General features: G+C 37.7%; 22 protein-coding genes. All 22 read right to left on the reverse strand.

Features of this window, described 5'->3' with window-relative positions:
• Positions 1-113 precede the first annotated feature (113 nt).
• The 22 genes from BMW37_RS13740 to BMW37_RS13845 all read right to left on the reverse strand — a co-directional run bounded on the left by BMW37_RS13740 (position 114) and on the right by BMW37_RS13845 (position 21,896).
• Positions 114-539, reverse strand: coding sequence for a hypothetical protein (locus BMW37_RS13740; protein ID WP_093322295.1), 426 nt, complete (start codon positions 537-539; stop codon positions 114-116).
• A gap of 27 nt (positions 540-566) precedes the next feature.
• Positions 567-1,523, reverse strand: a complete 957-nt coding sequence (locus BMW37_RS13745; RefSeq protein WP_093322298.1) for a DUF6708 domain-containing protein — start codon at positions 1,521-1,523, stop codon at positions 567-569.
• A gap of 27 nt (positions 1,524-1,550) precedes the next feature.
• The gene (locus BMW37_RS13750) at positions 1,551-2,495 is read right to left on the reverse strand and encodes a DUF6708 domain-containing protein (RefSeq protein WP_093322300.1); all 945 of its coding nucleotides are present in this window, start codon (positions 2,493-2,495) and stop codon (positions 1,551-1,553) included.
• A gap of 167 nt (positions 2,496-2,662) precedes the next feature.
• Positions 2,663-3,733, reverse strand: coding sequence for a DUF6708 domain-containing protein (locus BMW37_RS13755; RefSeq protein WP_093322303.1), 1,071 nt, complete (start codon positions 3,731-3,733; stop codon positions 2,663-2,665).
• Between the two features lie 305 nt (positions 3,734-4,038).
• Positions 4,039-5,097 carry a DUF6708 domain-containing protein gene (locus BMW37_RS13760; RefSeq protein ID WP_093322306.1) on the reverse strand — a complete coding sequence of 353 codons (1,059 nt, stop codon included), beginning with the start codon at positions 5,095-5,097 and terminating at the stop codon, positions 4,039-4,041.
• Between the two features lie 10 nt (positions 5,098-5,107).
• A complete protein-coding gene (locus BMW37_RS13765; RefSeq protein ID WP_093322308.1) occupies positions 5,108-7,810 on the reverse strand; it encodes a T6SS effector BTH_I2691 family protein in 2,703 nt (900 codons plus the stop codon).
• A gap of 948 nt (positions 7,811-8,758) precedes the next feature.
• Positions 8,759-9,826, reverse strand: a complete 1,068-nt coding sequence (locus BMW37_RS13770) for a SoxR reducing system RseC family protein (RefSeq protein WP_093322311.1) — start codon at positions 9,824-9,826, stop codon at positions 8,759-8,761.
• Positions 9,823-11,280 carry a hypothetical protein gene (locus BMW37_RS13775; protein ID WP_093322314.1) on the reverse strand — a complete coding sequence of 486 codons (1,458 nt, stop codon included), beginning with the start codon at positions 11,278-11,280 and terminating at the stop codon, positions 9,823-9,825. Before BMW37_RS13775 ends, BMW37_RS13770 begins: the two co-directional genes overlap by 4 nt.
• Positions 11,281-11,447: 167 nt before the next feature.
• Positions 11,448-11,975 carry a hypothetical protein gene (locus BMW37_RS13780; protein ID WP_093322316.1) on the reverse strand — a complete coding sequence of 176 codons (528 nt, stop codon included), beginning with the start codon at positions 11,973-11,975 and terminating at the stop codon, positions 11,448-11,450.
• Position 11,976: 1 nt separating this feature from the next.
• Entirely contained in the window at positions 11,977-12,414 is a 438-nt protein-coding gene (locus tag BMW37_RS13785) for a DUF6402 family protein (protein ID WP_281241274.1), read from the reverse strand.
• 296 nt (positions 12,415-12,710) lie between these two features.
• Positions 12,711-13,934 carry a type VI immunity family protein gene (locus tag BMW37_RS13790; RefSeq protein ID WP_093322321.1) on the reverse strand — a complete coding sequence of 408 codons (1,224 nt, stop codon included), beginning with the start codon at positions 13,932-13,934 and terminating at the stop codon, positions 12,711-12,713.
• Between the two features lie 237 nt (positions 13,935-14,171).
• Entirely contained in the window at positions 14,172-15,149 is a 978-nt protein-coding gene (locus tag BMW37_RS13795; RefSeq protein WP_093322324.1) for a type VI immunity family protein, read from the reverse strand.
• Between the two features lie 142 nt (positions 15,150-15,291).
• On the reverse strand, positions 15,292-16,167 hold the full coding sequence (locus BMW37_RS13800) for a formylglycine-generating enzyme family protein (protein WP_177168678.1): 876 nt from the start codon (positions 16,165-16,167) through the stop codon (positions 15,292-15,294).
• Between the two features lie 94 nt (positions 16,168-16,261).
• Complete coding sequence (locus BMW37_RS13805) at positions 16,262-17,167, reverse strand: formylglycine-generating enzyme family protein (protein ID WP_093322329.1); 906 nt, start codon at positions 17,165-17,167, stop codon at positions 16,262-16,264.
• 64 nt (positions 17,168-17,231) lie between these two features.
• Positions 17,232-18,137 carry a formylglycine-generating enzyme family protein gene (locus tag BMW37_RS13810; protein ID WP_093322332.1) on the reverse strand — a complete coding sequence of 302 codons (906 nt, stop codon included), beginning with the start codon at positions 18,135-18,137 and terminating at the stop codon, positions 17,232-17,234.
• A gap of 181 nt (positions 18,138-18,318) precedes the next feature.
• Positions 18,319-18,690, reverse strand: coding sequence for a hypothetical protein (locus BMW37_RS13815; RefSeq protein WP_093322335.1), 372 nt, complete (start codon positions 18,688-18,690; stop codon positions 18,319-18,321).
• The gene (locus BMW37_RS13820) at positions 18,690-18,926 is read right to left on the reverse strand and encodes a PAAR domain-containing protein (protein ID WP_425441802.1); all 237 of its coding nucleotides are present in this window, start codon (positions 18,924-18,926) and stop codon (positions 18,690-18,692) included. Before BMW37_RS13820 ends, BMW37_RS13815 begins: the two co-directional genes overlap by 1 nt.
• 77 nt (positions 18,927-19,003) lie before the next feature.
• Entirely contained in the window at positions 19,004-19,240 is a 237-nt protein-coding gene (locus tag BMW37_RS13825; RefSeq protein WP_093322342.1) for a hypothetical protein, read from the reverse strand.
• Between the two features lie 270 nt (positions 19,241-19,510).
• Entirely contained in the window at positions 19,511-19,708 is a 198-nt protein-coding gene (locus BMW37_RS13830) for a hypothetical protein (protein WP_093322345.1), read from the reverse strand.
• Positions 19,709-19,782: 74 nt separating this feature from the next.
• Positions 19,783-20,613, reverse strand: a complete 831-nt coding sequence (locus tag BMW37_RS13835; RefSeq protein ID WP_093322347.1) for a T6SS immunity protein Tli3 family protein — start codon at positions 20,611-20,613, stop codon at positions 19,783-19,785.
• A gap of 132 nt (positions 20,614-20,745) precedes the next feature.
• Positions 20,746-21,129, reverse strand: coding sequence for an effector protein Tle3 domain-containing protein (locus BMW37_RS15775; RefSeq protein ID WP_281241273.1), 384 nt, complete (start codon positions 21,127-21,129; stop codon positions 20,746-20,748).
• A 263-nt stretch (positions 21,130-21,392) separates the two neighbouring features.
• Positions 21,393-21,896: a toxin VasX gene (locus BMW37_RS13845; protein ID WP_093322352.1), complete on the reverse strand. Its 504-nt coding sequence runs from the start codon at positions 21,894-21,896 to the stop codon at positions 21,393-21,395.
• Between the last annotated feature and the right edge of the window lie 95 nt (positions 21,897-21,991).

A 21,991-nucleotide genomic window follows, 5' to 3' on the forward strand; every position in this document is an offset into this window, starting at 1 on the left:
CTTGATGCTATTGATAAACTAAATAGCAGACCAAGAAAATGTTTGGGTTATAGAACACCCTATGAAGCATTCGAGGAACTAACAGGCATAACCAGAGAAAAAATTTTCGAGGGCTATGCACTTATGACTTGAATTCGCCTCATCCATAAAATTAGAAATGACAATTTAATGTTTAAGGATGGATAAGGATTAAGCCAATCCTGGATCATATTATATATTGGTACCATAGCGATTAAGCACATCAAAACACCATTAAGTCCAAAGCCCGACCAGATATACGGATAAAATTGTGGTAATTCACAATATTCCTCTGTAAGTTTATTCAAAAATAACGCACGCGGTTTAAATTCCTGAATATTGCCTTTCTCTGGCAGATCATATTCCCATAATTTAACTTGTGGTTGATAACGTGATTGGCGTGTTAAAAAACGCTGTTTCATCGTTTCGCCTTGCTGTGGGTTCTCTAAATCTTCTTTTACTAGCTTATAGCTAGTCTCTATTTCACTTTGTTGAAAGGATTTTTCTTCTAGATGTGTCATCGTTCTACATTCTCGCGCTATATCGAATTAATCTTCAGGTTGTGGTTGTGCTTCTTGCTGTAAATATTGCTTCTCATTGCGCCTGCGCTTAGGCGGTGGCGTGGTACGCGATTCAATATCAATCTCCAGTGGCCATTTAATGAGTTTTGCAAGTCGTTCAGGATCCTCTGATGTAGTCGGATTACCAGTGAAATACGGCGTTTCAGGGACTTTCATACCGAGCATATAACGGCAACAAAAATTCCATGTTTCACTCAGTTGCTTGATATTGCCGATTGTCCCCACCAAGACAAATTCATTAATCACTTCTTTTGTACCCGGTTTGCAGACCACACACGTTAAACGATACCCTTGATCATACTGCCCAACACGTGCAGTAATCACCCCGTACACATCCTGCCAATCATAAACTTTGACGGTTGTCGTCCATTTTACATAGGGATTGTATTTTCTATTATATTGATAGACATAGATTTTTTGACGCTTGCGGTTTAAGCGTATGGGGATTTCACGGGGTTCAGAAATGTGACGACAAAGGCAGTGATAAAACAGGGTAAAGTTTGCACAAACACCTAATAACAACAATAATAATGGAAATAGCATATCTAGGTGAGTAAAAAAATAATCAACCCCATTAACAAAGGGTATAAATAAACCAAAAACTGTACCCAAACAACTGAAAAAAAGTATCATTAATACTATTTCTCCAGCATTCCACCACACTGCGCTAAATCTCGGTAATTCAATATATTCATCGGTCATCGCATTAAGAAATAACGCACGCGGTCTAAACTCTTTTATATCCTCTTTTTCTGGTAAATCATATTCCCATAATTTAACTTGTGGTTGATAACGTGATTGGCGCGTTAAAAAACGCTGTTTCATCGTTTCGCCTTGCTGTGGGTTCTCTAAATCTGCTTTTACTAGCTTATAGCTAGTCTTTATTTCACTTTGTTGAAAGGATTTTTCTTCTAGATGTGTCATCGTTCTACATTCTCGCGCTATATCGAATTAATCTTCCGGTTGTGGTTGTGCTTCTTGCTGTAAATATTGCTTCTCATTGCGCCTGCGTTTGGGCGGTGGCGTGGTACGCGATTCAATATCAATCTCCAGTGGCCATTTAATGAGTTTTGCAAGTCGTGCAGGATCCTCTGATGTAGTCGGATTACCAGTGAAATACGGCGTTTCAGGGACTTTCATACCGAGTATATAACGGCAACAAAAATTCCATGTTTCACTCAGTTGCTTGATATTGCCGATTGTCCCAACCAAGACAAATTCATCAATCACTTCTTTTGTACCCGGTTTGCAGACCACACACGTTAAACGATACCCTTGATCATACCGTCCGACACGTGCAGTGATCACCCCATACACATCCTGCCAGTCATGCACTTTGACGGTGGTCGTCCATTTTGCATAAGGATTGTATTTTTTATTATATTGATAGACATAGACTTTTTTACGCTTGCGGTTTAAGCGTATGGGGATTTCACGGGGATGTAAGAGGTAAACTTTGAACATGTAATATGCGAGGCTCATCAATAAAAGCCAACCTAAAAAAAACATTATAATACCTGGCAACCATTTCAAAAAATTTCCATCTAAAAGTAGCATATAAAATAATGAGAAAGGGGCAAATGAGCATAAAAATGTTAGTAGAGAAGGAAACCACATCCCCCCCCATAAATAAGGATAAAATTGTGGTAATTCACAATATTCCTCCGTGAGTGAATTCAAAAATAACGCACGCGGTTTAAATTCCTGAATATTGTCTTTCTCTGGTAGATCATATTCCCATAATTTAACTTGTGGTTGATAACGTGATTGGCGCGTTAAAAAACACTGTTTCATCGTTTCGCCTTGCTGTGGGTTCTCTAAATCTTCTTTTACTAGCTTATAGCTAGTCTCTATTTCACTTTGTTGAAAGGATTTTTCTTCTGATCGGTGTGACATGGGGGCGCTCCCTAGAACTGACTCATTATGATTTTGGATGTTTTTGACTCCCCTTGTTAGCTAACACTGTGGCGTTTTGTATTACACCATCTATCAAAATAGGGTGATCATTCTTATGCTCGCTAAGTCGTCAAGTTGCTATATGATGCGATTTGCATTGATACAAGCTATAACAGGTCTTTTAATACTACATGCCGTTTGCTTTTATCTTTAGATGTCTGTGCATCCATCTTCGCACGCAAAGCATCACGTCTTGCATCAAACGCGGAACGCTCTGCTTTGTTTGGAATTCGAAATGTACCTAATAGAGATTTTGGATTGGTTGCCGCACTTAGATTAACTGTATCTTCTGGATCAACCACACATTCCTCCTCAACCTCAGTACTCCACTTTGGCACCTTACACGTCAACATCACAAGATAACGGGTAAGCGCCAGCGGAGGCACGAGAGGAAAAGTGAATAATAAAAATGCCCTAATTTCACCTAAACTTTGTGCCCAATGGTATGCACCATAAACAAAACCTTCTCTACGTCCTTCAATCGGCGGACATACACGCATAACAGCAACGTTATCTGCAATGTCACCATTCATGTAGTTACACAAAAAATTCCAATACTGGTTTAGGCCTTTAGAAGAGCTTTTAGTAGAGGTTTCGATTGGCAAAGTAAACGTATATAACACAGTACTATCATCATCAGATAAAACATGACAAAAAATATAGTTATCCTTAAACATATCTTTCATATCAGTTCTTACGGTAAAAAAGAGTTTTTCCCATTCAGCGATTCTAATTTTACCGTCATAGCCAAAAATATAGACTCGTCGATTTTTTCGATTAAAACGAATGGGATAGTGCGTCCACTTAAAAAACTCAGTTAAAAGCACATAAATAACAGCGATTACCCATACTATTGAGATTAACAACATACCAATTGTAGCCAATATTCCCTTTAAATCATTCATTTTAGGGTGAATAAAGACAACCATAGTAATCATCGCTAATGGAGGTACTAAGAACACAAGTAAAGCTAATGAAGGAAACCCTTTCCAAATGTAATGCCGATCAACCACCTCCAAATACGTAGAATTTAATCGAATTACGCTATCATAACCATTTGCAATCAGATCACTAAAAGGTTGATCTTGCCATTTTGATTGTTCTAATTTTCCTGCCTTTTCATTCTCACTTAATGGGCGATTGACTTTATATTTGGGCCATAAACCATCTAATCTCATACAGTTTCCTCGTTTAATCTTATATAGTTTCATCAATAAATTGGTTAAAAGCGGCTTGTTCTTGTTCAAATGTATTAAATGGAATTAAACTCGTATCAAAGAGTTTACCCCACATGCATCGTTGCAACCATTTTTGAACTTCATTATCCGTATAAGTAGCAATTATAAACTGTAGTACTAACAAAATGCGTCATATAACATCTGCGTTCTATTTTGTAATCCATTGTTTATCTTAGTTTAATATCCCTTCAATGCAGAGTAAATCCATCCTAAAACGAAATTATCTAGCCTTTTAGCTTTTTTATTTATTGGCGACTTAAACTCTCTGAATTTTCCATATCTTTTAACCAACTGCGAAACTCTTCAGGCTTTAACATACCAGTAACATAACGGAATAATTTCCAACCTGTTGGATTAGTCTCGCTACTTAAATTAATAGAATCATATGCATCAACTTGGCACTGCGCTTCAATCTCTTGGCGCCATTTAGGTAATTTGTTTGTCCAAGTAGAAAGCACTCGTATCGGAAAACTGATTGGAAAGAAGAGTAAATCGCCAATAAAGAATATATTAAAATAGTAAGTCCTGAATTGAGGATCAAGTAAACGCAAAGACATCAAAAAGCTCCAATATATATTCTCTTTCTTTTTATCAAATGGCAAACAGTAATACACCAAACCACTTAATTTAGGTAGATTATCGCCTTCCATATACTCCACTATAAACGCCCATAAAGAGACTAAATCTGGATAATAATATCGATCTGCTGGGGGATGGAAAAAGGGAGATGAAGTTGTCATTTCAGGCAAAAAAAAACGTTCCGTCATAAAACCTGTTTCTTTATCAATAATATTGGCGGTAACATAAATGCAGGGTTGACTATTTTTTTTACTACAGGTAAACACAATATCTTTCCAAGGCACAGTAATTTGTGTGCCATTAAAACGAAAAAAATGTACACATTGCTTTTTACGATTAAATCGAATTGGGCGATGGGTATAGTTAAAGAAACTAACTTGTAATATTAAATATTCAAGAAATCCTAATCCTAACAAAAACGGCAATAGTAATAATATGTACTTAATGCTTGCATTGACCATAAAAAAAGAAGCCATAAAGTATATTAACGCTGCAATCATAAATAAAAGAAATAATGCAGAAAAGCTAAATACAAAACGATTATTACTGAACCCATCTTGTGGAATTTCCAAAAAAGTGGAATTAAATCGTATAATCGCATTTGATTGGTAAAGAGGTATCCCCTTCCCAAGTATATGATTATCTAACCGATTTACTTGTTCAAAATTAGTCAGAGGGCGATTCACTGGTCCTTCAATGCTCCTTTGTGCGATGCTATGTTTCATTATGCTGTCCTTATCCGGTAAATTGTTGGAGGGCTTCTATTTCCATTTTTAATGTTGGAAACATGGTGACATTTTCATGCTTAATTATCCCTAAAATTGAACGTTCCAGCCATTTTTGCATATCATCTTGCTGGTTAAAAAATAAATAAGTTGCAGAACCAATCAATAAAATTATCCCTACAAAAATTAATGGTCCAGAATAAAACCCAAATACCCCAAAGCCAACCATTCCTCCTCCAATTCCTGAAATAAAATATGCAAAGCCTTCATCAAAATAACCTTCTTCTTTAGAATTGATACCTTTTAAAATATCTAACGTAGCGACAATAAATGAACCCACCGCACCTAATCTAGCTCCCCATTTAAAAAAATTTCCGTCTTTTTTTAACATTTTATACGGAGGTTCATATCCAGGGTTTATCAATGTCATATTATTCACGTAACTTTCCATTGTTCCCACCGCGGTACTCGCAGCAATCATAAGATTCCCGGCAAAACGAGCTCCAACATCACCCCGTTTCATTAAATTACCACCATCAGATTTTATGATTGAGATTAACATATGAGATTGAATTAATATTGAAAATATTCCAGCACTTACATTTCCAAAAGAAACAGTCTTTGTTTTAGGCTGCCCCCAACTAAAATTTTGTAATTGCAGAGAAAACTTATCAATCGTGTTTTGCCAACTAGGTAAGCCTCTATCAATGAATTTAGCCATCCCTTTACCATAGGTCACAAGAGACCTCGTACCATAAATTTTTCTAAACCCTTCAATACTTTTTATATCAATTCGTACAATGTAACGAACTTTCACTATTTCATCATTAATCAAACCAAATACTTTAGATTTTGCTAACTCATCTGATATTGAAACAAATAACCTACTTTGTTTTACTTTATTAGGTGAAGCAGGATTATTTTTATGGATAATTTTGGCTGCTTTTTCAATTGCTTGCGTTCTCGTCATTGTTTCATCAACAATAAGAAGTGTCTTACCCTCAATAGCATTTACCCACATAAGTAGCCCATTAAGTTTATTTCCCGTGCCATTCGCAAAATTTTCAATAAACCGAGTAAAATGCCCAGCAAATACTGTTATATAACGTGATATCGTAATCATGACATTTGGTTCGCTCAACCGTAGTTGATCAATCACCAATTTATAAGCATCAAAGAATCCCTGCCATGGGATTTCGGTAGTAGGATCTGAAACGTCAATCAACCCCATTACATTTTGAATCCATTCTTCATTATTCAAATATCCTGCTCGAGCAATAAAGTTATCTGGCTCACGAGGATCTTTAACTAGCTCTTTATAAATATGATCATTTTCAAGACCATTACCTTTTGGTACTCTATTTTGCATACCTGCGCAAATTGCCAGCACCATTTCAGTATACATTGCCCCAGACCTAACGGTATACCCATCTGACTGCTCATTAAAATTTCGCTTAAAAAAATCGCACATTTTGGGGTTAACTAACCATGCTGTATGCATCTGTTTCATTGGTTGTATAATTTGGCTTTCAAATAATTTCATTTCTGCTTCAAAAGACTGTTTAAAGTTATCTGCTGCATTTTCATCATAAAATTGGCTGTAATTACTCCACTTCAATTTAAATTCGGCTTCAACTTCTGAAAGTAATACTTCAGGTGTTTTTCCAATTAGTTTTAAATATTTTTCTAAATGAGCATACTTTTCATTGAATTTCTTTTCTACCAAGATATCATTTACCGCATCATCATATTCTTCTAGCGTCTTACTATCAGGTGAAGCATCAAGATCATACTGTGTATCAAGCAAGTCAATTTCTGGATAATATCTAGGGTCTACAAAGTCTTCACGCCACACACTCTTAAGTATTAATCTTTCAATGACATCGTTTTCTGCTTCTTTTTTAAGGTATCCCTTAAAACTTTCAACAAACTCAGTTACATTAAGTTTTCTCTGTCTTTCAACTGTTGCAGTACGGAAATTTAGAATGCGTTCTTCTAATAGAACTGATAAATCAAAGGCTATTGAGGTCGGTTCTTGTAAAACTATCATTGCAGCTCGTTCCGGACTAAGCTGTTCTGCTGCTTTAATTAAATCACTATTTTGTTGTTTTTTTAAAAAATGCCAACTTGTAATATGTACAGGAATTTTTTTTGGTGCACGTATAAGCTCATCATTGATAAATGGTAGACTTTGCATAATTGGTAACGTATTAAATTCCTTCCCTGAACCTATCCATGCATCCATATCAAACTTTTGCATAAAGTTTTGATAAATTGCTGGTTCGCTATTGCGTTTTAATACAGCTTGAGTCCAATTTATAGGCGACCACGCAAACCAAAATACACCATATTTACCACTTTTGTTATACATCGGCAAAGTGATTAAACGAGAATTAGCTTGTTCTAAGGGGTTATCTGAGCAAGGTTCATTATTACAAAATGATGGTGGTTTGTATTCTACTTCACCAGGAGGCATTAAACTGAAATAGCCATTTGATGTGCAGTAGTATGATATCCATTCTGCCGTATTTTCATTAAAGATATACAGATAGCCTTCTTTCAATAATGCTGCGGTATAATCAGTCTCACCTTGCGGAGCTACTGGCATTTCAATACTTTTTGGTAAAGCGTTAAATTGGCTATTTTTGGGGATGAGCGCGGCACGCATTGGTAATATGGCGAGCCCTTCACGGCGGCAAAAATTACACTGCATCTGAAACTCCTTGTTCAATGACTACTCACAAAAACTAATTCGAGAATAATGCCTATTCACGAATGTGCTCTATTCCCTTTCGGTATAACTTATTTAACACAAAATTGAGCGCAGCAGTAAAGGTAAGGATTGTTTATATGTTAAATGGTGCGATGAATTGAGGAACATAATACCGCCAAATCATTCTTGAGCTGACAAAGTGGTGATACTTCGGAACATCAAATAAAAAATAGCATTCTGGGGAAATTTCTTCGCCAAATGGATAATATCTCAAAATTTACCATTTGCGCTCATTGTTCAGGTACTGTATTGGTTAGTATCTATTAATTAATAGTAAGATGCGTTTACATTTCAATTAATTCATGAGAAGCAAGTGCAAAACGGTGGTTAGCTAAACGTTCTGTAAAAAGGTATATTGTCATCATTATACCTTAGAGTCATTAACTTATTTGTATTGAAGCAGGACCACCTTTGACCACTTTTGCGCTTTTTACATTAACATTTGTAGGCACTTAAGATTAAAGATTAAATTTTAAACAATACACCTATAATGCATTGTTTAAATTAAAACTTATTTGCTCACTTATAAACCTTGTTGAACAGAAATTGGCTATTTTAATGTATAATTTCGGGATAAAACCGCTAAAAATATAACAATTTGGATTTATCAGGATAATATTTAAGGTATAAATTAATTAGGTATATTATTGATATTTAATAGTGTATTCCTTAAGTACTAACGAATGTTTACATAAATATTTCTATCAGTGATATGTTAGATTTTATCAACTTCGAACATTACGTAAAATCCACCACATATCAAAAGAAGCCCCCCTTTAGCAATGATGATAATTTAATCTTTATTATTAGCAGTAGATATCAATGCTTTTGAATGCGAAAAATTTAATCATATCACTTGGCACTTGAATTTATTTAGATTGATACAAGCTATAACAGGTCTTTTAATACTACGTGCCGTTTTCTTTTATCTTTAGATATCTGTGCATCCATCTTAGCACGCAACGCATCACGTCTTGCTAAAATCGCAGTGCGCTCTGCTTTATTAGGGAATCGAAATGTACTTAATAAAGATTTTGGATTCGTTGCCGCACTTAGATTAACTGCGTCGTCTGGATCAACCACACATTCCTCCTCAACCTCTTCACTCCACTTAGGTACCTTGCATGTCAACATCACAAGATAACGGATAAGCGCATGAGTAATCACAAGGGGAAAAGTGAATAATAAAACTGGCCAAAATCTACCTAAAATTTGTGCCCAATGGTATAAACCATAAACAAAGCCTTCTTTACGTCCTTCAATCGGCGGACATACACTCATAACAGCAACGTTATCCTGAATGTCACCATTCATATAGTTACACAAAAAATTCCAGTACATATTTAAGCCTTCTGAGGAGCTTGAACCTGATGTTTCAATTGGCAAACTAAACGTATATAACACTGTACTATCATCATCAGATAAAACATGGCAACAAATATATTTATCCTTGTAAAAATCTTGTATGTCAGTTCTTACGGTAAAAAAGAGCTTATCCCACTCAGCGATTCTAATTTTACCGTCATAACCAAAAATATAGACACGTCGATTTTTTCTATTAAAACGAACGGGGTAATGCGTCCATCTAAAAAATTCCGTTAGAAGCATACGGATTAAATAAGCCCCCGGTACTATTGAAATCAATAATATGAGAAATGAAAAAAATACCCCCTCAAAATCATTCCAATGAGGAATAAAAAAAACCATTCCAACCATAACTAATAAGGGTACTAACATTACAAGAAAAGCCATTGACATAAACCCTTTCCAAAGGTAATGCCGATCAGCCACTTCCAAATAGGTAGAATTTAATCGAATTACACTACCATGACCATTTTCCATCAGATCACTAAAGGGTTGATCTTGCCATTTTGACTGATTTAATTTTCCTGCTCTTTCATTCGCACTTAATGGGCGGTTGACTTTGTATTTGGGTAATAAGCCATCTAATTTCATATTGTTTCCTCAATTAATTGGCTAAATGCAGCTTGTTCTTGTTCAAACGTACCAAATGGAATTAAATCTATATCGGAATTTTTACCCCACATGCAACGTTGCAACCATTTTTGAACTTCATTATCCGTATAAGTGGCAATTAAATATTGCGAAAAAAAATAAACCACCAACGCAATGAATACAACACGAGCATCACCTTTTCCTTTCGCACCTATCACAGTTAAGACCCCCATTGAAATGGCTGACATTCCGTATAAAAAAGTCATTCCTTTATTACCTTTGGACCATTCAGCCAAAGCGTGTTTTAGATCGTAAACTACCGAAATAGCACCTGCAGTTAAAATGAAAACCCTACCTGTGTAAATAGGTATTAAAACCCACAATCTTCCTGCAGCTGCCTTAAGGGATGAGAATGTTTTTGTCGCACTTTCAAATCCAGCCAGAATTGTACCACCAAGAGTAAACGCACCACTGGCCCAACGAAGAGTAGTTTCATTGCTCGCATCAACAGCAAAGGCAGATTCGGCAGTACGAAATAAAATAGCAGCTTGGATAATTGCAGATACGCCGCTGACTTTAACATCAAATAGCACATTTCTGTATTCAAATTTTGCATTTTGTATTTCAACTTTTTTGGCTTGCTCTGCTACATATTGTTCTGGGCTTAATTGTAATGCCTGACGAAATGCGGCTAAACGTTCTTTTTTAGATAAATGTTTGATGGATCCATCTGTGGTTGGATCTATGTAAAGATAGGTTTTAAAAGCCACCCTACCATGCTTACCTCTTTTAGATATGTTATTATCTTTAAGAATTTTTTTGGTGATTTTTTTAGCTTCACTTAAAGGATATTTACCTTGAATTCGCGTTACCTGAATTATTTTAACAAGCTCATCATAACTAGCTTCTATAATCATAGGGATTAATTTTTGACTGGCAATTGCACTCGCAAATACGACTGCACGAGATGGAATATTAGTAACTGTTGGTTGTGAATAAAATTTCATTAATGGAGCGCTAAAGCCGTATGGAACTTCATCCATAGCCTTAATAACAATGCCCGGATTAATTGCATTAATTTCTCCTATTGCTTCGACTACATTTTGCCATGGTAACACACTATAATCGGGTGCCTCACGCGAGATGCTCACTAATCCATCTGTATTTGCGTTAATGTATGCTTCTTCTAAAAGTTCTTCGATTGATTTCTGGTTTAAATAATATGCTCTGACAAAATAATGTTTTTCCACTAGTTTTTTAACGTTTAGCATCTCGATACATTCATCAAGGATAATTTTATATCCTAAAATGGGTAAATATGCGCTGATCACCATTTGAGAAAATAATGAACCACTTTTTATATTATTATCATCAAAATTACTTGTAAAGTAATTGACCCAGTCAAAGAAAATAATGCAAATAGCAGTAAAAAAATCGGACCGGTCGCTTGACATTTATCGCCACAGTAGCCAATTTATTTCACTTGGTTTCTGGTACTTGTTTTCATCATAAATTTTCCAAACCATAGAGGTTCCTAAATTTTAAGTTTCGAAATTTGACCATATTTAGTGACAATAAAAAACTGAACTAAGTGGGACTTTATCAGCACACTCTAACAGTTTTAATTGAATACCTTACATGAAAGATGTTTTAACGCTGCATGTGCTCGTTCTAATACATTCGGATCTAATCTAAATTGTGGTGGTTCACCTGTTTCCCCTAATTGTAAAATTGGCTCTTCAGGATAAGTTGTTAGCCCGCGGCTCGTGCTGAATGTCTCCGGAAATTCAATATTTATCGCATGTATATATAGAGGTATTCCACCTGACTTACCATAATTAATCAATAGATTATTCTGGTTAAAGAAAAAATAATATGTATTTTTCCAGTAATTATCGTTAAGTAATTTTTTCTTTATATCACATAAAAATATTTTTTTTGTGCTTGTTGCGCTTAACGATGCACCATCAGGTTTAATATTAGTATGCATTGTGATACTAGATAGCATTTCAGTCGTGAGCTCACATGATTTTGGTTGCTGCAAGATAACTGAACAACTGTCTTTTTCACCTAGTAAATAAAAATATACCCAAAAAATAGCTGTGCAAATAATCAAGTATTTATGCGATTTCTTTATCTTTAAATTCATATTAAAACCTAATTGTAAAAGGACGGGAAAGAAGAATTTCAACCATATTAGAAAATGAGACTAAATCACCACCAGCATTATGCTTGTCGCGCCATTCTTGGTATGTGCTATTTCTAACGCAGTAATAAAGGGCATTGGGTCTCTCTAATATATCTGGGGTTATGTTCCCATCATATCCTAAAAAAGTAATATTAGGGTTCAAAATAGGTTGTTTTGATGTCCCCCAATAAGAGAGTGGCGCCATCAAAAATCCATCTTGATTCCAGTGACCTAGATATTGGTCTGCATCCTTCTCCTTACTTGAGTCACCACTATTAGATGTTTGATATTCCTTGTTGTAATTGATCCCACCTTCATCATTCATAAAATCTAGTGTATCTCGTATATAAATATAGACGGAATAAATTTCTATGTTTGTGTCTACTTTACGATATTTAATGACTAAAACATATACTGAATCTGGCCCTTAATTAAAATTTCCTCTTACGAATATTGAAACAATCATTTCATAATTTAGGCTAAAACATATTTAAAACTTAGAATTTCATCAGATTACCTCCCTTGAAAGTAACAGAAGACTCAGGGCGTGAGCATACATTAACTTACAATCCATCTTTATCTATTATTTCAATAAGTAAGGTGTTGTGGGAAATTAAAGTAAACCAAAAGCAGTAATTTAAATAATGATGTAAATCAATGCTCGATAAAAAATCTTGCTCGCCCCCTGACAGAAGACTAATTGCTAGGCACTGTACAGTCACCACCGTCTTCTCGACGTATTAACGTCCATGTTGTTTTATACATTTTATTATCCCGTTTATTTAACCACTCCGGTATAACAGTATTTTCATCAATTTCAAGATATTCTGAAACACCATTCTGAAGAGTGGCCCATAATCCACTGTGGGGAGCAATTTCACCAGATTCACGCATAATAAAAACACGATTTTCTGACAAATTTTCTCTCTGTACCGTCGGTGGTACCGTTGTCTCAGGTGGCAACGGTGCATTATCAAAACGAGTTAACCACTCTGCTGTGGTTCGATCATTAAATCGAATTTCACCTGCAATAGAACCATACCCTAAACTTTCGATTTTTGGTGCGCGGATCGGTTTTAGGGCATGATTTACTTTCACATAAAGTTCTGGATAGGGATCCTCTTCTATCCAACCTAATTCAGGTAATTCTCCCGCTTTAATGATCATCCCACCTTCATAAGGAAGCATCTTAATACGTTCATCATTGAGGGTATGCTTTAATGCCGCTTCACCACCTAATTGATTTAACCAGTTTCGATTAAAAAAAGTATACCAATTAACTGAATCAATTCCATCTCGAAACTCTTTATCCCAACCACCAGTAATAATATGCAGACCTAAGAATTTTTGAGCTACCTCAAATTCAATATGTTGATATCTATACCTTTCATAACACTGTTGTAATGCCAATCCAAAAAAACCAGAAAGGGGCTGTAAAATTTCACAAAAAAATCTAATCCATTCATCAAAATCAATAGCATTATCCTTTAATGTTTGTAACGGAATATAAAAATAAACAACGGAAACAGATTGATGAATGTCTTGGAACCATTGTGCAGGGGAATATACACTAAATTGATATTTGTTGACTAATTCATGATCATCTCCACTTTTCCAACTGAACTCAAGATCCCCTCCATTTTGCGATAATATCTGTTTTTGCTTTTCTACCATTGCCTTTGCGCCGTACTTTAATAGGCGATTAGGATCAGTAAAATAGCCATACTTCAAATGCTGGCCGAACTGTTTATGAAAATAATTGAATACTCCAGCGATACGTTTGCGCCCAAGTGGTGTTCCACCATCACCTAAACGAAACATTCCCGTCAACCCAACTTGCAATACCTGCTGATCTGGTTCACCATCATAAAAGGTAAATTGGTTGTAGGCGGCATCATATTGTCTAAATAAATCAATCATGTACAGCTCCTTTAATTTTATCGTGTAATGTTAATTATCAATTTGATCAAGCCCAAATAGCATTGTCACCCCCTCTGCTGAATGGAGTGCTTTATCTAATATCCCTATCATTCAGTTAATTGTCGATTATCGATAAGAAGGTCTATAACCACATTAACCACATTCTCAGGTTTTTAACTCAAAATCATTTTGGTGAAGCCAAAGCCATCAGTTATACCAGAGACAAACTTACCTGATTCAAGAAACGATAGATGGCAACGTTGCATTATCAAAACGTGTTAACCACTCTGCTGTGGTTCGATCATTAAATCGAATTTCACCTGCAATAGAACCATACCCTAAACTTTCGATTTTTGGTGCGCGGATCGGTTTTAGGGCATGATTTACTTTCACATAAAGTTCTGGATAGGGATCCTCTTCTATCCAACCTAATTCAGGTAATTCTCCCGCTTTAATGATCATCCCATCTTCATAAGGAAGTATCTTAATACGTTCATCATTGAGGGTATGCTTTAATGCCGCTTCATCACCTAATTGATTTAACCAGTTTCGATTAAAAAAAGTATACCAATTAACTGAATCAATTCCATCTCGAAATTCTTTATCCCAACCACCAGTAATAATATGCAGACCTAAGAATTTTTGAGCTACCTCAAATTCAATATGTTGATATCTATAGTTTGCATAACACTGTTGTAATGCCAATCCAAAAAAACCAGAAAGGGGCTGTAAAATTTCACAAAAAGATCTAATCCATTCATCAAAATCAATAGCATTATCTTTTAAAGTTTGTAACGGAATATAAAAATAAACAACAGAAACATCTTTATGAGTTTTTTCGAACCATTCAGGAGAGGAGTATGCACTAAATTCATAATTGTTGACTAATTCAAGATCATCTCCACTACTCCACCTAAAGTCTAGATATCCTCCATTTTGCGATAATATCTGTTTTTGTTTTTCCTCCATTGTCCTTGTACCGTACTTTAATAGGCGATTAGGATCAGTAAAATAGCCATACTTCAAATGCTGGCCGAACTGTTTATGAAAATAATTGAATATGCCAGCGATACGTTTGCGCCCAAGTGGTGTTCCACCATCACCTAAACGAAACATTCCCGTCAGCCCAACTTGCAACACCTGCCGATCTGGTTCACCATCATAAAAGGTAAATTGGCTGTAGGCGGCATCATATTGCCTAAATAAATCACTCACGTACAACTCCTTTAATTTTATCACGTATTGTTAATTATCAATTTGATCAAGCCAAAATAGCATTGTCACCCCTCTATGGCAGACGCTTTACTTTCCGGTGGGCTATATTTTAAACGCTCTGGCACATCTTTATTAACTCAGACTATTTTTTCGTTTCCTCGACAACCCGTTCATTTGGCACTAATGGCACACTGTGGATCACACAGCGAAAGGCATAACCTAAATCAATGGCATCTTCTTTTCGATACATTGCTAATATTTCGGGATCATCTTGCGTAGAAGGATTAATGTGCCCACGTTTAGTGGTAAATTTTTGATCGGGGTTTTTACCATGATAACTGCGCGTGACCTTCTGGTTCCCTGAACTTGGCCAAGCTGGGTTATCTGTTTTGCTGTATTGATAGTAATCTTTATCATACCAATCAAACATCCATTCCGTTCCATCCGTCACTAAATCATAAATCCCCAACGGATTGGGCGGGAATTTACCCACTGGTGCTGCATCCTGCTCAGCTTGGATATTCCGTCCCATCTCAAACTTTCCATTATCAGTAGGAAAATAAACTTTCTGCCCACGGTTGCGGGCTACAAACTCCCACTGTGCTTCACTCGGTAAATCAATATCTTGATGAGTCATCTTACCCAACCAACGACAGTAATCCTGAGCCTCTTGCCAAGTAACTGAAGCCGCCATCGTTGGGGCATTACGATTTTCAACTGTATTCATCATTTCCCATGTTGTGGAGATCTTTTTGACATGCACTCCCCTAAGCTTGGCATACTGCTCATACTGTTCCCACGTGGTTAAATACGCGCTGATTTTAAAATCCGCTAAATTCACCGCATGAATCGGCTTATTATCGGGTACTCCGCCCACGGTATAGACACCAATAAAATCCCCCATTTCGTAGCTTCCGCCTTCAATCGGCACCATATCTTTCAAGACGGATTCTGCAAACGCTTTTTCTGCTTGGCTTGGGCCGCTATCACACCCTTGCAATATGAGGCTTATAGGCATGAGTAGCAGTAATCGTTTTCGGTTGTGCATAATTAAATTCCTTACTACCTAAAGAGATGCTTTTGCCTATTGGATACAATACGTGCAACACAGACTATTTTTTCGTTGCCTCAGCAACACGATCATTTGGTTCTAATGGCGCACTGTGGATCACACAACGAAAGTTAAAGCCTGGAGCGATGGCATCTTGTTTGCGATACATAGCTAATATCTCAGGGTCGTCTTGTGTGGAAGGATTGATATGCCCTCGTTTAGTAGTAAATTTGTGATTGGGGCTTTGACCGTGATAACTCCGCGTGACCTTTTGATCTCCAGAACTCGGTCCTGCTGGATTATCCCTCTTGCTGTATTGATAGTAATCCCTATCATACCAATCAAATATCCATTCCGTTCCGCTAGTGACTAAATCATAAATTCCCAACGGATTGGGTGGAAATTTACCTACTGGTGCGGCGTCCTGTTCGGCTTGGATATTCCGTCCCATCTCAAATTCTCCATTATCCGTTGGAAAATAGACTTTCTGCCCTCGGTTGCGGGCTACAAATTCCCACTGTGCTTCACTCGGTAAATCAATATCTTGATTGGTCACTTTACCCAACCAATGACAGTAATCCTGTGCATCCTGCCATGTGACAGACGCGGCCATTGTGGGAGCATTACGGTTTTCGACCGACGAAGCTGTCTCCCAATGTTTCGCAATTGGTTTGATATGTATTCCCTTGAACTTGGCATACCGTTCATAATTCGCCCACGTGGTTAAATACGCACTTATTTGAAAATCTGCTAAATTTACAGGATGAATAGGCTTATTATCAGGCACACCGCCTACCGTATATAATCCTATAAAATCCCCCATCTCATAGCTGCTGCCTTCAATCGGCACCATATCTTTCAAGACGGATTCTGCAAATGCTTTTTCTGCTTGGCTTGGGCCGCTATCACATCCTTGCAATATTAGGCTTATAGGTATGAGTAGCAGTGATCGTTTTCGGTTGTACATAATTAAATTCCTTATTACCTAAAGAGATGCTTTTGCCTATTGGATACAATACGTGTAACACAGACTATTTTTTCGTTGCCTCGACAACCCGATCATTTGGCACTAATGGCACACTGTGGATCACACAGCGAAAGGCATAGCCTATATCAATGGCATCTTCTTTTCGATACATTGCTAATATTTCAGGATCATCTTGCGTAGAAGGATTAATGTGCCCACGTTTAGTAGTAAATTTAAAATTAGGGGATGCTCCAAAAGCGCTACGGGTGGCTTTATGGCTCCCTGAACTTGACCCAGCAGGGTTATCTGTTTTGCTGTATTGATAGTAATCTTTATCATACCAATCAAACATCCATTCCGTTCCATCCGTTACTAAATCATAAATCCACAACGGATTGGGCGGAAATTTACCCACTGGTGCTGCATACTGCCCCTCTTCAACATTCCTGCCCATCTCAAACTCTCCATTATCAGTAGGAAAATAAACTTTCTGCCCACGGTTGCGGGCTACAAACTCCCACTGTGCTTCACTCGGTAAATCAATATCTTGATGAGTCATCTTACCCAACCAATGACAGTAATCCTGAGCCTCTTGCCAAGTAACTGAAGCCGCCATCGTTGGGGCATTACGATTTTCAACTGCATTCATCGTTTCCCATGTTGTGGAGATCTTTTTGACATGCACTCCCCTAAGCTTGGCATACTGCTCATACTGTGCCCACGTGGTTAAATACGCGCTGATTTTAAAATCGGCTAAATTCACCGCATGAATCGGCTTATTATCGGGTACTCCGCCCACGGTATAGACACCAATAAAATCCCCCATTTCGTAGCTTCCGCCTTCAATCGGCACCATATCTTTCAAGACGGATTCTGCAAACGCTTTTTCTGCTTGGCTTGGGCCACTATCACACCCTTGCAATATGAGGCTTATAGGCATGAGTAGCAGTAATCGTTCTCGGTTGTGCATAATTAAATTCCTTACTACCTAAAGAGATGCTTTTGCCTATTGGATGCAATACGTGCAACGCAGACTATTTTTTCGTTGCCTCAACAACACGATCATTTGGTTCTAATGGCGCACTGTGGATCACACAACGAAAGTTAAAGCCTGGAGTGATGGCATCTTGTTTGCGATACATAGCTAATATCTAAGGGTCGTCTTGTGTGGAAGAATTGATATGCCCTCGTTTAGTAGTAAATTTATGATTGGGGCTTTGACCGTGATAACTCAGCGTGACCTTTTGATTTCCAGAACTCGGTCCTGCTGGATTATCCGATACAATCACTTTCTGCTGATGTAGATCGTAAATAAGACACCCTCCCCCACCGACTATCAATATTGGAATGATCACGGAATACTGCCAAAAACGAACTCCCATTAGTGTTGAATCTTGTGTGGTTAAGTAGAGTGCGACAATGATGCCTACGATAACAAAAGTGGCGGCAATAAGTGCTAACAATAACCATCGAGGGGGGTTAGGACGTGGTTTAATCTCTATCGCGGGGAGTTGCCATTGCATTAGTCGGCTCCTGTCTGTGGTAAGGTGGTATGCAGTGTGCAACCGCATTTTGATTGGTGCCCATCTAGCACCACATTTCTCCCCATCATTGTCCAAGTCGGGTGGCCTTGATTGACAGGATTTTTACCGTGTTCAGGGCAACTGACTACATCACCGATTAACATCACCGGTTTGCCTACAAACATCTGCCCAGATGCGGAAATTACTTCGCCACCATGGCTATGGGGATCGCCCAAACGAATTACACCACGCATAAAAGGTCCTTATGTTCTATTGTCGAATAAAATTATTTTGTCAAATAACCACGTTAGATTTATGGAAAGTCTGTATCATAAGAACGCCCCGTTTTGGTTTGTTCTATTTTTACTCTTAAGCCCATATCGAGTCTACCAATATGGTAATCTGCATAACGATCCACTAAATAGAGTGTAGGATCCCCTTGTTTGCGTGCCATACGCACCGTGACAAAAAATTCTTTTCCCCTGTCGTAATTTGGCTCGGGAGAAGAAATCACTTTACGAAACTCCTGATCTGTGGCCCACTCTGCCATCTGATTTGGTTTGAGTGAAAAGGTAACCCACCATGAGCTGGAGAATAATGTAGGCATAGTCATATAGTAAGGGAGTATGCTTATTTTTGATACGACAAAATAGTTGGTAAAACAGAATCCCGATTTAGTCGCATCGTAATATTCCTTGCCTTTTTCGGTTAGAACAAATCCGTCTGGTGTGGATTGAATTAACCCGGTGCTTTTTTCTATTATTTTCAGGGTATTTTGTGTATGTTCATACGGGCTTTGGATCGGGAAGATTGCAAAGGATCACGATTTTACGCAGCCTTTTTGATTGACCTTTTCCGCCAATACCGCTTGCACTTCTGCTTTCGTGGGGCGTTCAGCATTCATTTCTGGCGGCGATACTATAAAACCCAAGGCTTCCACTAAGATATCTTGGGGATCCGCTTCATTACAGCCTGATAAACACGTGGTAAGTAAACCAATCCAAATAATTTTGTTCAATTAAAATCCTCTTTTATCATGACGTTATAGTTTCAAAAAACTATAACGTCCAAAATCCTAATCAATAAGTTTCCTTACTTCAACCCCAAATAAATAGGTGCCGCAATCGTGTAGGCAAATACAACGTAAATTGTTTGTTGCCATTCATAATGCGGGTTTGGCTCCATCGGTGAGGGTGCATCCAAATCACATTGCATATGATCCCAGCCAGTATAGCCCTTTACTTCTAGCACCTGATGCGGAGGATTTTGAAAGTCATCCTCTCCGGAGATAGTTTGCCGATGCTCTAATAACGAGGCTAACGAAACATAATCCAGCCCCCAACGGCTACCGAATGGGGCGGAGCTAAGAAACAGATCATTATTTTTATTTAAAAAATAACCGCGATCGCCAACAACTGTAAAAGAAGCAATATCGTCCACATGAGGCCTATTCATCCCTTTGGTTTCAGGTCCCCCACCACCGGGTGAAAAACGGGACGAGGTAAAGGATTTACCTCCATTTTTGGAGACCATTATTTCAGAAATAGCTTGATCCGGTATAGCAATATAGTTAACTGACGGGTGAATATAGCGATAAAACGAAATACGGAAAAAGCGAGTATCTAAATCTGCTGTGATCCCTTTTTTCGGATCCATATACCATAATGCGCCTTCACAACGTCGGCCAATCAGCAATAGATACCGGTGATCATCAAAACGATAGATCACCTGCTCTGGGGGGCGATTACTGAGCCGCTTCTTTGTGACAGGCAATAAAGGAATGAGTGCGATAAGGGCCAATACCGCACACACCACTGCCGCATAGCGATGGTGCTTTACCAGCAATCCAAGGGCCAGCAGTAACAATAACAGGCCACTCCAAACGGGCACCAACCATGCCAACGAACCAAGAGTAGATAACATAATAATTTCCTTTTTAACGTTCCGCTGATAAATCAGGCGCAGGCATCGGCCATTGTAATTTATTGTCCACTAACATATTCCACATATCCCCCCCAAAAAAACAACTGCCCCTAATGGATTAGTTAAACTTAATTATGCAGTTATTTTATTGGGCTTGTTGGTAAACTCGTTGCTCACCTTGGGTATCTTATCCAAAAAACGTCCGGGTTTATTAATGGCATTTTTTATACCAGGTGGCAATTCCCCAGTACGATAGTAGTGCTTGGCATCTTCATCCGGATTTTGCGGATCCCGCCAATCTGCCATATGCAGCAATGCATACCAGAAATCTTTATCATCATAACTGCGGCATACCCCGATCGCTAAATCAAACGCCATAAGCTTTTTGGGCGTATCTAGGCTATTAACGATAGACGAATGTTTCCCACTTCGCTCCTGTTTAGGTGGTGTACTTTCTGCAGCGGTTTTATTCCGAGTAATTAGTGGCCTGAGACGATAATACTTAGCTGATATCAAAATAATATCTGGGCGGGATTGCTGTATATAAGTTTGTAATTCCTGTAATTGCTGAGTATTTAAAAACCTACCTACACTACATAGGGGGTACGACTAAATTTGAAATCTGCAGGCAGGTCGATATGCTCATCTACTGTACTTTGCGCCATCTGCTCTTGTTGATAAAGCCGCTCATTTTCTGCGCCTAAATCAATATCACCTTCCGTGGTAAAGATAAACGGTTCGGCATTGATTTGCCGTTGTTTATTCCCAAAATCGACCGACTAAAAATTAGCAGCTGTTGAACCACTGTTCTTTTCTGTTTCACCCACATAGACATCACCTTCATAGGAATAACCATAAACGGGATCTATACCTGCAATATGCTGATAATAATCCGAATTATTTTTTTGTGTATTGCGATCGGTTATACCTGGTTTATCCATGGGTAATGTGATTAATCGTGATCTAGCTTGTTCTAAGGGTTTATCTGAGCAGGGTTCATTTTTAGCTAATAGTGAAGATTTGAATTCGGTGCTGTTTGGAAGTAATAAACTGTAATATCCATTTGGTGTACAGTAGTAGGATATCCATTCTTGATTTTTTTCATTAAATATATAAAGATAGCCCTCTTTTAATAGCGTTGCGGTATAGTTTGTTTCCCCCTGTGCATCGACAGGCATTTCAATGTTTTGGGGTAAAAAAGTAAATTGGCTATTATGAGGAATCAAGGCTGCTCTCATTGGTAAAATAGCAAGCCCTTCTCTGTGGCAAAAATTACATTGCATTTGAATTTCTCTTTTTAGTTAATAATAAATATTTTGTACTGTTTCAATGGGGGCGTTTAAACTTCCAGGAAAAACGTATTGTAATCTAGCTAAAT

The organism is Thorsellia anophelis DSM 18579, assembly GCF_900111395.1.
GTDB classification, from domain to species: domain Bacteria; phylum Pseudomonadota; class Gammaproteobacteria; order Enterobacterales; family Thorselliaceae; genus Thorsellia; species Thorsellia anophelis.

Bases quoted from the DNA above. Each gene is read 5' to 3' on its own strand.
- BMW37_RS13750 (WP_093322300.1), bottom strand. From the start codon at position 2,495: ATGTCACACCGATCAGAAGAAAAATCCTTTCAACAAAGTGAAATAGAG.
- BMW37_RS13805 (WP_093322329.1), bottom strand. From the start codon at position 17,167: ATGTACAACCGAAAACGATCACTGCTACTCATACCTATAAGCCTAATA.
- BMW37_RS13835 (WP_093322347.1), bottom strand. From the start codon at position 20,613: ATGTTATCTACTCTTGGTTCGTTGGCATGGTTGGTGCCCGTTTGGAGT.
- BMW37_RS13800 (WP_177168678.1), bottom strand. From the start codon at position 16,167: ATGCCTATAAGCCTCATATTGCAAGGGTGTGATAGCGGCCCAAGCCAA.
- BMW37_RS13810 (WP_093322332.1), bottom strand. From the start codon at position 18,137: ATGCACAACCGAGAACGATTACTGCTACTCATGCCTATAAGCCTCATA.
- BMW37_RS13845 (WP_093322352.1), bottom strand. From the start codon at position 21,896: ATGCAATGTAATTTTTGCCACAGAGAAGGGCTTGCTATTTTACCAATG.
- BMW37_RS13825 (WP_093322342.1), bottom strand. From the start codon at position 19,240: ATGGCAGAGTGGGCCACAGATCAGGAGTTTCGTAAAGTGATTTCTTCT.
- BMW37_RS13775 (WP_093322314.1), bottom strand. From the start codon at position 11,280: ATGTCAAGCGACCGGTCCGATTTTTTTACTGCTATTTGCATTATTTTC.
- BMW37_RS13790 (WP_093322321.1), bottom strand. From the start codon at position 13,934: ATGATTGATTTATTTAGACAATATGATGCCGCCTACAACCAATTTACC.
- BMW37_RS13770 (WP_093322311.1), bottom strand. From the start codon at position 9,826: ATGAAATTAGATGGCTTATTACCCAAATACAAAGTCAACCGCCCATTA.
- BMW37_RS13815 (WP_093322335.1), bottom strand. From the start codon at position 18,690: ATGCAATGGCAACTCCCCGCGATAGAGATTAAACCACGTCCTAACCCC.
- BMW37_RS13780 (WP_093322316.1), bottom strand. From the start codon at position 11,975: ATGAATTTAAAGATAAAGAAATCGCATAAATACTTGATTATTTGCACA.
- BMW37_RS13765 (WP_093322308.1), bottom strand. From the start codon at position 7,810: ATGCAGTGTAATTTTTGCCGCCGTGAAGGGCTCGCCATATTACCAATG.
- BMW37_RS13745 (WP_093322298.1), bottom strand. From the start codon at position 1,523: ATGACACATCTAGAAGAAAAATCCTTTCAACAAAGTGAAATAAAGACT.
- BMW37_RS13760 (WP_093322306.1), bottom strand. From the start codon at position 5,097: ATGAAACATAGCATCGCACAAAGGAGCATTGAAGGACCAGTGAATCGC.
- BMW37_RS13755 (WP_093322303.1), bottom strand. From the start codon at position 3,733: ATGAGATTAGATGGTTTATGGCCCAAATATAAAGTCAATCGCCCATTA.
- BMW37_RS13740 (WP_093322295.1), bottom strand. From the start codon at position 539: ATGACACATCTAGAAGAAAAATCCTTTCAACAAAGTGAAATAGAGACT.